Genomic DNA, 15,458 nt, shown 5'->3' on the forward strand with positions numbered 1-15,458 from the left:
GGTATTCTTGCCTAACATATGAAATATGAGGAGATCAAAATGAAAACAAAAAATCGCTTTATGGCTATTGCGGCAGGATTCACCTGCCTCGCCCTGTTGGCAGCTGTTCCAGTTACAGCCCAGGACAATGATGAAGCCACTCAGAATATCTACCGTCTGTACAACCGGAATACAGGCGAACATTTTTACACGGCTGCTGCCGAAGAAAAAGATGCATTAACAAAAGCCGGGTGGTTCTATGAAGGAATCGGCTGGATCGGATTGACAACCGGTGATGGAGTTTATCGTCTGTACAATCCAAATGCAAAAGGCGGCGACCATTACTACACTACCAATGCAAAAGAAGCCGATGGCTTATGCAAGCTTGGATGGATTTTCGATAACGATGGCCAGCCTGTCTTCATGTCAGGCGGCGATCTCGATCTTTATGTAGCCTACAATCCAAATGCAAGTTCTGGTGCCCATAACTACACCACCAACCGGAATGAGCAAAAGTCTTTGCTTCATGCTGGATGGCTGTATGACCAGGTCGCCTGGAAAGTTGCTGGCCTTGGATCTGCGCTGACTGATCCTGCCATCTTCTACGAAATTGCTGGAAAAACATTCCAGAATAATGTTTACGATTTTGCCGGCGGACCGGGCGTTACAATGGTCATCAACAGTGATGGAACGTTCAGTGAAACTAATGAAAGGATATCCGACCAGGGCGGCTTGGAGATCTCCAGATTTACCGGCCAGCTCTCCATGCCTGAAAAAATCGACGACTATACATGGAAAGTTTCTGTTGCCTCGACCAGCATGACTCAGCCCGCTGGCACAACGATTTCTGAGGATGGAAACACAAAACTTGTCGTTGATCCATTTGCGGGATTCTATGATTCTTCGGAATTCTACATCGCTTCCCCGGATAAACCATTTGAAGACTATCCGGAAATTTTCCAGGCACATGCCAATCCTGTGCCTGATGCTTTCAAGAACAACTTTGGCGATTCCTATATTCTGTACAGTGCAGATGGCGCAACCTGCCTTGGCGTGATGAATCCAGACTGGAATTAGACCGAGACAGACAGACCATTAATGTTCAGTTTTGAAGCTAGCCGATCCAGGCGGAAAGCTTTCTGACAGGAGCAGGCATGAAAGGCTGTTTTTTCAATATTTGTTAACCTAAGTACGGCTGGAAATCACTGGATTTCCAGCCGTTTTAAAGCAGCTGCTATGAAAACTGCCAAAAGCTGTTTACAGAACCGCCAACTGAAAAAATCCCAGAGAAGTTCTCTGGGAAAAGGTTGAAAACAGAATTCTAAACGATATCCTATTGATCCATTTGGGTGTCGTCTTTGGCCGGCGGGGTAATGCTGCGTGTCGAAAGTCTGCGCAGAGCATGGAAAGAAGCCCGCTCGGTCTTTTTTGGTTTTGGTTTTTGAGCAAAGCCAGCTCGGCTGGTTTCTTTTGATGCAGTTTCAGAAACCTGCCTGGCCGGTTCTTGCTGCGGGGCTGACTGGGAGTTTGGTCTGGCTGCTTTTTCTCTGGAAGGCGATCTATACATCTGTGGCTTGATCTCCCCGCGAAAATAATCTCGGATGATCGGGAAGGCCAGAGATTCATAGGCGCCATCGTATAAGAAGCGATGGTGGGCCCCTTCGAGAAAGACGAGATACTTGTTCGGATTTTCGATCTGCTCAAACATGCGGCGGCTTGATTTGAAGGAAATGACTTCGTCGGCCGTGCCATGCATCATCAGGATCGGGCAGTCAACCTGCAAAATGGATCCCCGATAGCGGGAAACCACATTTAAAAACGCTTTGGTCTGATCGGAACTCATCGATCTGGGATCCTTATTGTCACCAGAAGACATCACTTTTCCTCTTGCTGCTTTCTGGATCTTATTGAAGTCAATCGGATAGAAAGCCGGTGCGGCCAGCAGCAGATCTTCTACCGGGTAAACGGAAGCCAGATAGCTGGCCACAACCCCGCCCATGGAAAAACCGAGCAGATGAATCCTGCGTTTTTCATCGACCGCTTTGCGCAGTCTTGCTTCGCAGCGAAGAATCCAGCTGCGAAAATCGGTATCGGAAAGATCTTCCGGGTTGTAATAAGAAAATGTCCAGACTTCAAAGTCTTGTTTTTCGAGGTAGCTGGCCAAAGGGTCCATCTCATGCTCGGTTTTGCGGCCGAATCCATGGATCGTAATGACCAGGTCTTTTTTATGAAATTTTGGAAATTGGAATCGCATATATCCTTTATATCATTTTAATGACTAAATATTCCTGAAACGATTCTTATCATTCTCTTAATATTCCATCGAAAAATTCACTTTTAAAGGGGAGAAAGCGGATCAGAAAGAGAGAAAACAGAGAGAAGCAGCAAAGTGCAGAAAATCGGCAAATAAAAACGGGCCCATAATTATCCGGTCGTGAGAATTTATCCCGGTGAGAATTTATGGTATAAAAATCAGTTTAGAGTTTTATAAATCGAGAGTATATAAATAAAAACAAGAAGAAAAAGTTCAGTTTGGGCAAAGAGAGAATTCCGCCTTTATTCCTCGACTATGCAAAAAAGCATAACCAGTAAAAAGGAAATGCGGAATTTTAGCCTTAAATAGCACAAATATCATCTTAAAAAGTTGACATTCCTCATACCTATGGCATACTTACGAAGTCTTAATTTGTGAAAAAGGCATCTTAACAGAAACTTTACTCGAGTAAAATTTTTTGTGTATCTGCCTTTTACTGTAGAGAACCAGTTTGTTAAACTTTAATCGTCAAAGGGAACAGAACTCAAATCGAGTTGTTCCAGAGGACACCAGGGGAAATATTTGAAAGGTAGAGGTAGACAATCATGACCAAGGAACAGGAAAGAATTAAATTGTATCATTTAAACACATCCAACCGGCGCATCCGCTCCAAGATGATGAGAACTCTGAAACTGACCGGTGAGGGCGAATACGACACCGCCAGCAGACTTCTCAAGGAAACAAGAAGAGAGTTTGATCAGATGCGTCAGGAGAATGCGGACCTGCTCGATAACTCTTCATCAGAAGGAAGTCAGGACGTAGAATCCAATTTTGGTTTCACGGAAGTTTTCCATGATTCCGTCATGATGGCCAATCGCCTGCATTCCAAAAACTGCTCTGCAATTAAATTTCACATCTATAATTAGCGATTTACAGACAAAGTTGAAGGCCGGTTTTCATTTTTTTCAAAATGAAAAAGGACTCAATCCGTCTTATTCTTTTCTGGATTGTCATGGTGATCGCAGTCTTTGGATCTGTGTGCGAACCTGGTTTTTCAGCATGGCGATGAAAAGCTTTGGCAGATCGAAGCATAACTTTTACCAGTCAGACAATGGAAATCTGCTGCCGAAGGACTCTGATATAAGGAGTTCTTCTTTTTTTGCCTGTTTTCATTTATTCAGCCTGGTCTGCTTGCAGCGTCTGGATCTGTTTTGAGATCGCTTTTGTGGAAAGGGAGGGCTTCAGCCAGACTGCCGGGATGAGCTTGCAGTTTCAGCTTTCTCCTGTCGAAAACAGAACAAAATACAGGTTCAGATGGATTCGAGAGAAAATGCCGTCAGACAGGAAGAAACGATCCTGCAAAGGAGGGATAGGCGAAAAGCTCTGGTCGATCTTGCACAGACATGAAGACAGTCTGTCTGAAGCCGCACAGATCCACAGGCGGGCTGCAGGCAAGGCAGCCAGCCCAAATGATCAGCCGCAATCGTTGCTGTTCCTGGTGCTTGAATTTTTGCTTCCGGACAAATTCGAATCACCGCACTGCATCTGTTTTTGAATCTTTTCCATCAAGAATACGCCGGCCACCAGGGGAAGAAAGGGCTGGGCAGAGCAGAAAAAGAGAGAGTCAGAAAACAGAATGGAAGTCCGTAAGCTATTTATGCATCTATGCTGAAATCGACAAGTCAGGTGTTCGAAAATGATCTGGCGATTGCGGTTTGTGTATGGTTTATAGAAATAATTTGGTCCTACCACAAAGAGGACGCCCTAAATATACACTATCTGGCCCCAGAATATCGAATCTTTTTACCTGAAAAATTACTTTTTTTGCGAATCTTTGAAATTTCTTCCTCTCTTTTTTCACTTCTTTTGGGCGAGCGATGTGTTTATGGCTAATAGGCATGAAGAAAGTGTGTTCACATAAAATTGATACATGTTCATAAAATTAGAATCTGAGTATGATGCCCGAGCGCGATAGTGGAGTAGAAATCGTCTTTTTCGAATCGATTTGTCAGAAAATCATTCGTTTTTTCTGAAAATTCCAGAAAATCAAAAATCTGCGCCTCAATTTGAGTTGTGCTTTGTGGGATTCATGGTAAAGTGAAACCACAAATTGGCAGAGAAAAGAAGAGTAACTGTTCTCGAGAGCAAAGAGAGTTTCTGGCTGGTGGAAAGAAACGTCAAAAGGGCAGTGAACATGGTCTTGGAGCCGCATGATCGATTAACAGACATGACGGGAACGCCCGTTACAGCGTTAGAGTATGCATGTACTTGATGAGGCAGTTTCTGGTGACAGGACTGTGAATTTAGGTGGTAACACGAAGTTTCAGCTTTCGTCCTAATGTGATGAAGGCTTTTTTTATTGTTTAAGGAGGGAATGTTTTGATTCGTTTAGAGCATGTTACCAAAACATTCAAGACAAAAGACGGTGACGTACATGCAGTCAAGGATGTCTCCATTCATGTCCGGGAGGGCATGATCTATGGCATCATCGGATTTTCCGGGGCCGGAAAATCCACCCTGGTCCGCTGCATCAACCTGCTGGAAAGGCCAGACGAGGGAAAAGTCATCTTCGATGGAGAAGATCTCATGGAAGCTTCGCCATCCGCACTTCGAAAAGCAAGACAGAAAATGGGCATGATCTTTCAGCACTTTAACTTGCTGCCAGCCCTGACAATCTATGACAATATTGCCCTTCCGCTGAAAATGCAGAAAGTGCCCAAAGCGGAAATTGATCGGAAAGTCATGGAACTGCTCGAACTGATCGATCTGGTGGAGCGCAAAGACTCCTACCCCAGTCAGCTGTCTGGCGGCCAGAAACAGCGGGTCGCCATTGCCAGAGCCCTGGTCAATGATCCCAAAGTCCTGCTTTGTGATGAGGCCACTTCGGCTCTTGACCCCCAGACCACACAGACCATTCTGCGCCTGATCAAACGCATCAACAAAGAGCGCGGGATCACGGTTGTGGTCATCACCCACGAAATGTTTGTCGTCAAGGAAATCTGCGACCGGGTAGCGGTCATGGATTCTGGACGCGTGGTGGAAAAAGGCGATATCGTTCCGATTTTCGTTCATCCGGTTGAAGAAATGACGAAAAACTTTATCGCGACTGCATCCAATTCCAACAAAATCGACGAGTTCATCAAGGCTAAACATCCGCTGACTCAGCTTCACAGCGATCAGCAGCTGGCCAGACTCCAGTACGATCAAAGCAATACCGCCGAGGCGATGATCTCGCACATCTCAAGAATGTTTGATGTCGACTGTTCGATTATCTTTGGCAACGTCGAAATTTTGCAGGACGCTCCGATTGGAACTCTGACGGTAATCTTTACCGGGCAGGATGAGCGGATCCGCAAATCCATCGACTACCTGCGCCAGTCAGGTGTAGAAGTGGAGGTGATCAAGCGTGGACACATTGACTAACATTATTCCAAATGTCATTGAACGGGCTGACATGTTCCCGCAGGCGATTATAGATACGCTGACGATGCTGACCGTAACGGGGGTTGTATCGTTTGTGATTGGGTTGCCAATTGCGGTAATCGTAGTGATCACCAAGCCGGAAGGCATCTGTCCCAATCGGATTGTATTCTGGATTCTGGACAAGATCATCAACCTGTTTCGGGCGATCCCGTTTGTCATTTTGATTCCGCTGCTGGTTGGCGTAACGCGCTTTTTCTTCCATACAACCATCGGAATCAAATCCGCTTTCGTTCCTTTGATTGTGGGAACCATTCCATTTGTGGCCAGACAGATGGAATCCGCCATGGAAGAAATTCCAGGAGGAATCGTTGAAGCCAGTATCTCCATGGGCATGAGTCCATGGCAGATTATCAAAAACGTCTATCTGAAACAGAACATCCCCGGCATGATCCGCGGCATGACGATTACCCTGATTGCTGTCATCGGCCAGATTGCGATCGTCGGAACGGTTGGTGCCGGTGGTCTGGGGGACCTTGCCATCCGCTTTGGCTGGCAAAGACAGATGACGGACATTACCTATGTCGTTTTGATTCTGTTATTAATCATCATTTCGGTGATTCAGTTTTTCGGCGACTGGCTGGTCCGAAAAACAACTCATTAGGACCTGTTCTGAACCATCTATCTGCGGTTTGATCCAGACAGCCTGATCCAGGCGTCCGAATCGGGATGGGCGGAAGAATGATTGATGGAATGAGCGCTCTTCATCAGCCCACGACGCAAAGACGGATGGAGAAAGCCTAAACGCCCAGTAAAAAGAAAAAAGGCCAGACACAAAAGATTTAGAATCTGTATTGAAAAAAACTGTATTGAAAAAAACTGTATTGAAAAAAACTGTATTGAAAAAAACTGTGTTGAAAAATCTGTAAGAAGAAAACAGACGATAAGAAAAATGGATGCTTCATATCCAAAAAAGAAATTAAATTGAACCAAATTGAAAAGGAGACCTTCTGTTATGAAAAAGACAACTAAACTTGCCGCTGCTGCTGCTTTAACTCTTGGATTATTCGGATGCTCTTCCAGTTCCAGCTCTACTTCTTCCACTGCCGGCTCAACCGCTGCTTCCAGTGCGGCTGCAAGCTCTGCTGCTTCCACATCGAAAGAACAGGTGACTTTAAAAGTCGGTGCAACAACCAGTCCGCATGGTGTCATCCTTGAAGAAGCCAAACCATTACTGGCCGAACAGGGAATTAATCTGGAAATCGTTGAATTCTCCGACTATCCAAACATCAACCCATCGACTTCTGATGGATCTCTTGATGCCAACTACTTCCAGCATTTCCCATATCTGGAAAGCTACAATGAAGACAACAGCCTGAGCGAAGGTGTTGATGGCTACCTCGTTTCCGCTGGCGCTGTTCACTATGAGCCATTAGGCATCTACTCTCAGAAACACGACTCTGTTGACGACATCGAAGAAGGTGCGCAGATTGCCATTCCTAACGATGCAACCAACGAAGCCCGCGCGCTGTATCTGTTAGAAGACCAAGGCTGGATCACTTTAAAAGATGGTGTATCGCTCTCCACTGCAACTATTTCTGATATTGCAGAAAACCCAAAAAATCTGGATATCGTTGAAATCGCAGCTGACCAGGTTGCTTCCAAACTTCCAGATGTTGACTACGGTGTCCTCAATGGCAACTACGCTCTGACTTCCAATGTAACTGAAGATTTGCTTGTAACTGAAGCTGCTGATTCTGAAGCGGCCAAGACATATGAAAACGTCATCGCCGTCAAAGAAGATCGTAAAGATGATGAAGCCATCAAGAAACTCGTTGAAGTCCTCAAATCCGATGACATCAAAAACTTCATCAAAGAAGAATTCGGTGCTTTCGCCGTTCCTGCTGAATAGGCATCAATCAGCCTAAGTCGCTCCTTCTTGCATCCATCTCTTTATCCCTGTCAGATAAAATGATAAGACGATTAGAAGAATTAGAGATAGAGAAGAAAGCCCAGAAACAGGCGCAGTAACCGTCTATTGATTTCCAGACCAGTCTGAATCTACAAGATTCGGGCTGGTTTTTTTGTTCTTTAAAATTTTCAGAGATGGACCTGGCGCTCTGGCCTGTAAAGTCAAACGGATCGATTCTGCCTGCTTATGCCCATATAAATAATATTATAAGGAAGAAAAGCCCAGAGAATTGGATTGAAACGTCCAGTCATCGCGTATGGACAATCGGATTTTGGCTGCCAGAGAAGACGAATAAAATAAGAGAAATGGAATAAGCGAATGGGGTGGCTGGATGGCGAAGGGAGGCGAAAGATCGCAAAGAGCCGGGCAGAAAAGAAGTGGTCAAAGACTTGGGTCCTAGAGATCCGATGGCAAAGAACAAAGAGACGATTGTAAAAAAGGGGAAAGTCAGGAAACGGCAGGGAATTCTTACTGGATGATGAAAAAGCCTGACAACGGAAAATGGCGGTCCAGGCTGAAAGGGGATTCATAGCCTCCCGATAAAAGTGTATGAAATCAAAGCATATTTACGGATCAATTCAGACGTCTTAAAAAAAGAAAAACGTGTCCGGATCTGGTCAGATTTCTGACCGTACTGAATTGTCTGGCAAATCGTGACTGCCGACAGTTCAAATTGTGATCTGATTTTGGATGCGAAAGTTTTTTTGAGACACCAGAATCGTTTGATTATCCAAAAAGAATGGAAAAAGGTTACCATTAGATATGCAGGAAGTAATAAAAAATCCAATAAGGATTATTTAGTGTTCTCTGCATCCTTTAAGCGCCTGAACAGACTGTATTCTCTTTCCGTTGCAGAGGCAGACGGTCTTTCTTATCGTTTTCGAGTAGATGTCGGCCAGAGCGTCTTATCTCTCAATTCCGAGAGCAGAGAGATAAACCTTTGCGTAAATTGCGATTTCTATTTCAAAAAGATAAACCGTTTTCAACATGATTCTCAACCCGGAATTCCGCGATTAGAAGTAACTGTATAAATATAGAAAGTAATTCTGCCTGAAAAAGGGCGAAAGCCTTCTAAATATATAAAGAAAAAAGCGGATTATGGGGGAAATCGTTCAGGAAGGCAGCCGCAGACCGATGCACAATGATGAAGAAGGAGTACAGGAAAGCGAATGGATGAAAACTCTTTCATCATAACAAAAAATGCAATGATGATCGCAAATAATAATATCATCTTTCGCGGATTGTTCTGATATTCTTAATGTATCAACAGGAGGGCAAATCACATATGGAAATGACATTACGTTGGTACGGACCTGGACATGACAAAATCACTCTCCAGGATATCCGTCAGATCCCTGGTGTAACTGGAGTTATCACAACTCTGTATGACAAAATGCCAGGCGAAGTATGGACTCAGGAAGAGATCCATGACCTGAAAAAAACTGTAGAAGACGCTGGACTGAATCTGTCCGGTATTGAATCTGTAAACGTACACGACGCCATCAAAACTGGTGCGGCTGACCGTGACAAATATATTGATGCTTACATCGAAACACTCGAAAACCTCGGTAAAGAAGACATCCACCTGGTATGCTACAACTTCATGCCTGTTTTCGACTGGACTCGTACTGAACTGGCACGTGTTCTGCCAGATGGTTCGACAGCTCTGGCTTACAACCAGGAAACAATTGACTCGATGAACCCAGAAAAAATGTTCGATTCGATCGCTGGTGATATGAATGGCACTGTAATGCCAGGCTGGGAACCAGAACGTATGGAAAAGATCAAAGATCTGTTCGAAATGTACAAAGATGTAGATGAAGAAAAACTGTTTGACAACCTCGTTTACTTCCTCAATCGCATTATGCCAGTCTGCGAAAAGTATGACATCAACATGGCTATTCACCCAGATGATCCAGCTTGGCCAGTGTTCGGTCTGCCACGGATCATCACCAGCAAAGAAAAAATCCACCGTCTGATGAATGCAGTTGACAACAAACACAACGGTGTAACATTCTGCGCCGGCTCTTATGGAACAAACATCAAAAACGACCTGCCAGATATGATTCGTTCCTTACCAGGACGTATTCACTTCGCACATGTAAGAAACCTGAAGTTCAATTCCTTTGCACCACTGGATTTCGAAGAAGCACCACACGTTTCTCAGTGTGGAACATTCGATATGTATGAAATTATGAAGGCTCTTCATGACATCAATTTCGATGGCCCAATCCGTCCTGACCACGGCCGTATGATCTGGGGCGAAGTTGGTATGCCAGGTTATGGTCTGTATGACCGTGCACTGGGCGCTACTTACCTCGAAGGTCTGTGGGAAGCAATCGAAAAAGAAGAAAAAGCAAAAGCGAAAGAAGAAGCAAACGCTTAGTTCTGGCTTTTGAAAATCCCCCAATGAAATCGGATGACTACTTTTCTGGACAGAGTTCTGGAATTGTAAATCCAGATCCATCGAGTAAAAGCGGTCCGTTTCATCTCCCCCAAAACATTCATTTTTCTGATTTGCAGAAATGCAGACTCAGCAAGCGGGCGATCGGGTGCCTGGGTTCATGCCCGGTCCGATCGCTTTGCTTCATCTAAAGGTGGATGGAGTTTCGTTTTTGCAATAAGAAAGAAAAAGTAAAAACAACACAAACAACAAAAACAATCTCGGAATCATTTTTCGACCAGTCTGTCTCTAATCTCTATATCTATTCTCCAGATCATCTATTCTCCAGATCGGGATGGGAAGATCGACGGCTGCCCGCCTTTTGTGGGAAATCCAGAGCTGTGTTCATAACTCGTTGCCCAATGGATAGGCAGTGATCTGCTTGTGCCGTCATAGAGGCAAAACAGCGGGTTTCTGATTGCAATCTGTGAGCAGATTTGTGGGCTGGTTTGAGAAAATGAAATCGGGAAATTCCCCTGAAATGGGCATTCAATCTAAAATTTTGACGATGCAGAAATGCAGAAAAATCTGTATGCTTTCTCTCGAAGCAAGAGCAGCAGTCCATAGACCAGTTATGCACAGGCTGGTCTGGAAGACGGTCTGTTCTATTCTTCATCGAGATGAAATCAGGATTGAAAGAAACCAGAAAAAGAAGGTAGACAAAATGAAATTATCTAACGAAGGCTTAAAGGACAGAGCTGCCTGGACTTCCAAAGGCTACTCCGTACCTGAATACAACCGTGAAGAAATGATCGTTGCCACCAAAGAAGCTCCAGTATGGATTCACTTCGGTGCTGGTAACCTGTTCAAAGCTTATCAGGCTAACCTGATGAACACTCTGCTCAACAACGGCAAGATCAACAAAGGAATTATCGCTGTTGAAGGCTTTGATAAAGGCATCATCGACGCCTCCCGCGCTCACGATGACTATGCACTGCTGGCAACTTTAAAATCTGATGGAAGCATCGATAAGACTGTAATCGGTTCTATTGCTGAAGTTGTTTTCCTGGATCCAACGGATGAATCCATTATCAACATCTTCACGAACCCATCCTTACAGATGGCCAGTTTCACCATCACTGAAAAAGGATATGCCTTAACAAACGCTGCTGGCGAATATCTGCCTGCTGTAGCTGCTGACTTCACCCGCGCTCCTGAAAAAGCAGAAAGCTACCTGGGTAAAGTGACTGCTCTGCTGTATGACCGTTTCAAAAAGAATGGTGCACCAATCGCTATGGTTTCCATGGATAACTGCTCCCACAACGGCCAGAAGCTGAAAGATGCCATGATGACTTACGTGGATAACTGGGTTAAAAACGGAATCGTTGAACCAGCTTTCCGCGAATATGTAACAAACGAAGAAAAAGTTACGTTCCCATGGACAATGATTGATAAAATTACTCCTCGTCCTGACACAACAGTTGAAGAACTCTTAGCTGCAGATGGACTGGAAGATCTTGACCCAATCAAAACGCCAAGAGGAAGCTTCGTGGCTCCATTTGTTAACGCTGAAGAAACCGAATACCTCGTTATCGAAGACAAATTCCCTAACGGTCGTCCAAATCTTGAAGACGCTGGTGTCATTTTCACTGACCGCGAAACTGTAAACAAAGTCGAAAAAATGAAAGTGACGACCTGCCTGAATCCATTACATACATCCCTGGCTGTATTTGGATGCCTGCTCGACTACAAGCTGATCTCCAAGGAAATGGAAAACCCAGATCTCGTCGATATGATCAAGATCATTGGTTACGACGAAGGTCTGCCAGTTGTTGTTAACCCTGGAATCCTCGATCCAAAAGATTTCATTGACACTGTAATCAACGTTCGTTTCGGCAACCCATTCATGCCAGACAGCCCACAGCGTATCGCTACGGATACCAGCCAGAAACTGTCTGTACGTTTCGGTGAAACCATCAAATCCTACGTTGCTGAAGGTCTCGACCTTGGCAAACTGTCCCTGATTCCAATGGTTCAGGCAGGATGGATCCGCTACATCATGGGTATTGATGACAATGGAAATGAATTCGAAGTTTCGGCTGACCCATTACTGGATGAAGTTCGTCCAGTTGTTGCGGACATCAAACTTGGTGACCAGGTCACTGAAGAAAAATTAAGACCAATTCTTTCCAACCAGAAGATTTACGGTGTCGATTTATATGAACTGGGTCTTGCAGACCGTATTGTATCCCTCTTTAACCGCATGATCGCCAAGAAGGGTGCTGTAGCCGAGACTATCCACGAAGAAGTTGAAGCTGCTAAAGCTGCAAACCAGAAATAAGGAAGGTATTCAGACAAATGAACGAAGTTTTAAAACGATTTGAAGAAATTGGGATTATCCCAGTCGTTGTCCTGGACGATGCCAAAGATGCTGTACCTCTTGGTAAAGCTCTTGTCAATGGCGGCCTGCCAGCTGCTGAAGTTACATTCAGAACTGCAGCAGCTAAAGAGTCTATCGCTGCGATGCGCAAAGAATGCCCTGAACTGTTAGTTGGTGCCGGAACTGTTCTGACTCCTGCTATGGTTGATGATGCAATCGAAGCTGGTGCTCAGTTCATCGTAAGCCCAGGCTTCGATAAAGAAGTAACAGAATACTGCATTGAAAAAGGAATTCCTGTAACCCCTGGATGCGCTACCCCAGCTGATGTTCAGGCTTGCTATAGATTAGGACTGAATGTTGTAAAGTTCTTCCCGGCTGAACCTTACGGCGGCCTGAAGACGATCAAAGCGATCGCTGCCCCCTACAACATGATGAAGTTCATGCCTACAGGCGGAATCTCCGAAAAGAACATGGAAGACTACCTGAAGGATGATGTCATTCTTTGCATCGGCGGAAGCTGGATGGTTAAAAAAGATATGATCACAAACGGAGAATTCGACAAAATTGAAGAACTCTGCCGCAAAGCAGCAGCTAAAAGAGATGAGGTACGTAAGAATGGCTAAGAAAGATAAAGTTGTTACATTTGGCGAACTGATGCTTCGCCTTGCGCCTGAAGGATACTATCGTTTCGTTCAGGCTGATAAACTGGGCGCAACCTACGGCGGCGGCGAAGCAAACGTAGCAGTATCTCTGGCCAATTATGGTCATGATGCTCACTTCGTAACAAAACTGCCAGAACATGAAATTGGCCAGGCAGCTGTTAACTCTTTACGCAAGTATGGTGTAAACGTTGATGATATCACTCGCGGCGGTGACCGTGTTGGTATCTACTTCCTGGAAAAAGGTGCTTCCCAGCGCCCAAGTAAAGTCATCTACGACCGCGCTGACTCTGCTTTCGCTAAATCTTCTAAAGAAGATTACAACTGGGATGAAATCTTTGAAGATGCAAAATGGTTCCACACAACAGGAATCACTCCAGCTGTAAGCCCAGAAATGGCCGAAATCACTCTGGAAGCTGTTAAAAAAGCGAAAGAACACGGTGTACCTGTCTCTATCGACCTGAACTACCGTAACAAACTGTGGAGTAAAGAAGAAGCTCGCAAAGCAATGTCCGAAATCTGCAAATACGTGGATGTCTGCATTGCGAACGAAGAAGATGCAAAAGACGTATTTGGCATCGAAGCTGCGAATACAGATATCACAAGCGGTGAACTGAACCACGAAGGTTATATCGATGTTGCTAAAAAACTGAAAGACCAGTTCGGTTTTGACAAAGTTGCAATCACTCTGCGTGAGTCCATCAACGCTAACCGCAACCTGTGGTCTGCTATGTTATACGATGGCAAGACTGAAACTCCAGTCTTCTCCAAGAAGTATGACCTGAATATCGTTGACCGTGTAGGTGGCGGTGACTCCTTCGGCGGCGGTCTGATCCATGCTCTGTTAAAGGGGTATGATGATCAGAAAGCGATTGAATATGCTGTCGCTGCTTCTGCTCTGAAACACTCCATCGAAGGCGACTACAACCTCGTCAGCGAAGCTGAAGTTGAAAAACTGGCTGGCGGCGACGCTTCCGGACGCGTTCAGCGCTAGGTTTCATTGATTCATCTTGTTCTGAATGCAGACAGGATCGCCTCCTTTTGATTTGCCTGATCTGATCTTGGTCCTGGCTGGTTCGAATGCCGCCTGCAGGCTTCGAAATTCATGGATTCAGAACGATGATAAGCTCACCAATTGCAAGAAATTGTGATTGGTGAGCTTTTTTTATCTTTGCTTGAATAGATTAATCGAAAAATAAAATATGAATCCTGATTTAGTTTTTTGAGTGGAAAGGCGGAATCCAAGACTATCATTTCTTTTTGAGAACCAAAATATATGCAAATATTTGGCTCTTTTTCGAAATGGAATCATTCCTTATAATTTAATCATCGCAAGTCCGATAAAAATTATCCTGCCTACGTTATTTTTAACAGGGAGACACGGAATGAAGATTGAATACAGATTGAATACAGATTGAATCTTCTCCAGTCTGAGCCTTTGGTCCAAAAAGTTCGCCTGTTAAATCCACAGAAGATGATGATGTTGGCCTGAAACAAGAAAAAATGGCGAATCAGATTTAATCTGCGCCATTTTTGATGAGATCTGTTTGATCTGATTCTAAAGACCGGAGCAAATCTGAAAGACTTGCGGCTTCTTTTCGTTTCCCAAACAGATCTTTGATCTTTTTGCTCTCTTCGGTTTTCCAAGAAAAAAACTGGTCAGAACTACGAATTTTCGAGCCATCACTCTAATCCCTGAATGGTTGATGATCTTTGCGCGAAGATTAGAAAACACTTCTGTCTGACAGATATCGCTGCACTTCCACCCACGGCAGCATCCAGACTGGCCGGCCAAGTGTTTTTGTATCAGCAGGCAAATAACGAGAAGTCTGCTGTGTGCTTTTCAGTGCAACTCAGCTTCAGGGCGCGCTCCAGTTCAAAAACAGATCTTCCTTTCTAGATCTTGTACTCTGATCAGTCACTCCCTTTTTGTAGAAAATCAATGCGAACGAAGGATTGTGGTTGAATCGTTTCTGAATTTTACCTGTTGCAGATCAATACCCCCTGATCAAGTCAGAACGTCGCAACGGCATGAATCCTTATTCTACGCGCAGACTGCTGGATAAAGTCTGCAGGCGGATTCTGCTTCCTTTGATTTTCGTCAATGACCCCACCCAAACTGCATAGCAATTTGGATGGGGTACTGTTGCTTATTCTATGAACAAGACATTTATAAGTCAGTCTCCATAAATGGATGATTGTCTTATAGATGCCGGTTCCATAAGACGTACTGTTTATTTCTTTCGATAAATGGACAGGTACGTCTTTTTTTTGCTCATCATTCCTGCCTTGATTAGCCAGATCAGCTTGAAGATTAAAAAGAGTCAAAGAGAATCCAGAATGTCCACAAAGGTGAGAAGAGCAGGATCCTTGATCCGCTTTACAGTCATCTAATGCGGCAATTCCTCCCC

10 protein-coding genes and 1 other annotated feature are annotated in these 15,458 nt (G+C 44.5%); of the genes, 9 read left to right on the forward strand and 1 reads right to left on the reverse strand.

Annotation, left to right across the window (positions count from 1 at the left end; all coding sequences use genetic code 11):
* Positions 1–39 precede the first annotated feature (39 nt).
* On the forward strand, positions 40–1,056 hold the full coding sequence (locus U4956_RS11695; protein ID WP_323090869.1) for a hypothetical protein: 1,017 nt from the start codon (positions 40–42) through the stop codon (positions 1,054–1,056).
* Positions 1,057–1,312: 256 nt separating this feature from the next.
* Here the strand turns inward: U4956_RS11695 and U4956_RS11700 are convergent, their stop codons facing one another.
* Positions 1,313–2,233: an alpha/beta hydrolase gene (locus tag U4956_RS11700; protein WP_323090870.1), complete on the reverse strand. Its 921-nt coding sequence runs from the start codon at positions 2,231–2,233 to the stop codon at positions 1,313–1,315.
* A gap of 632 nt (positions 2,234–2,865) precedes the next feature.
* Between U4956_RS11700 and U4956_RS11705 the strand changes: the two genes are divergently transcribed.
* The 8 genes from U4956_RS11705 (at position 2,866) to U4956_RS11740 (ending at position 14,041) form a co-directional block, all read left to right on the forward strand.
* Positions 2,866–3,159 carry a hypothetical protein gene (locus U4956_RS11705; RefSeq protein WP_323090871.1) on the forward strand — a complete coding sequence of 98 codons (294 nt, stop codon included), beginning with the start codon at positions 2,866–2,868 and terminating at the stop codon, positions 3,157–3,159.
* A gap of 1,181 nt (positions 3,160–4,340) precedes the next feature.
* Positions 4,341–4,574: a binding site (T-box leader), on the forward strand.
* Between the two features lie 38 nt (positions 4,575–4,612).
* On the forward strand, positions 4,613–5,656 hold the full coding sequence (locus U4956_RS11710) for a methionine ABC transporter ATP-binding protein (protein WP_323090872.1): 1,044 nt from the start codon (positions 4,613–4,615) through the stop codon (positions 5,654–5,656).
* A complete protein-coding gene (locus U4956_RS11715) occupies positions 5,640–6,317 on the forward strand; it encodes a methionine ABC transporter permease (protein ID WP_323090873.1) in 678 nt (225 codons plus the stop codon). Before U4956_RS11710 ends, U4956_RS11715 begins: the two co-directional genes overlap by 17 nt.
* A gap of 351 nt (positions 6,318–6,668) precedes the next feature.
* Entirely contained in the window at positions 6,669–7,565 is an 897-nt protein-coding gene (locus U4956_RS11720; protein ID WP_323090874.1) for a MetQ/NlpA family ABC transporter substrate-binding protein, read from the forward strand.
* 1,345 nt (positions 7,566–8,910) lie between these two features.
* Positions 8,911–10,011 (forward strand): mannonate dehydratase, encoded by a 1,101-nt coding sequence (gene uxuA, locus U4956_RS11725; RefSeq protein ID WP_323090875.1) that lies wholly within the window; start codon positions 8,911–8,913, stop codon positions 10,009–10,011.
* Positions 10,012–10,732: 721 nt separating this feature from the next.
* Positions 10,733–12,349 (forward strand): mannitol dehydrogenase family protein, encoded by a 1,617-nt coding sequence (locus tag U4956_RS11730; RefSeq protein WP_323090876.1) that lies wholly within the window; start codon positions 10,733–10,735, stop codon positions 12,347–12,349.
* A gap of 17 nt (positions 12,350–12,366) precedes the next feature.
* Positions 12,367–13,011: a bifunctional 4-hydroxy-2-oxoglutarate aldolase/2-dehydro-3-deoxy-phosphogluconate aldolase gene (locus U4956_RS11735; RefSeq protein WP_323090877.1), complete on the forward strand. Its 645-nt coding sequence runs from the start codon at positions 12,367–12,369 to the stop codon at positions 13,009–13,011.
* On the forward strand, positions 13,004–14,041 hold the full coding sequence (locus tag U4956_RS11740) for a sugar kinase (RefSeq protein WP_323090878.1): 1,038 nt from the start codon (positions 13,004–13,006) through the stop codon (positions 14,039–14,041). Before U4956_RS11735 ends, U4956_RS11740 begins: the two co-directional genes overlap by 8 nt.
* Positions 14,042–15,458 lie beyond the last annotated feature (1,417 nt).

Source organism: Allobaculum sp. JKK-2023, from assembly GCF_034745455.1.
Classification (GTDB): domain Bacteria; phylum Bacillota_I; class Bacilli_A; order Erysipelotrichales; family Erysipelotrichaceae; genus Allobaculum.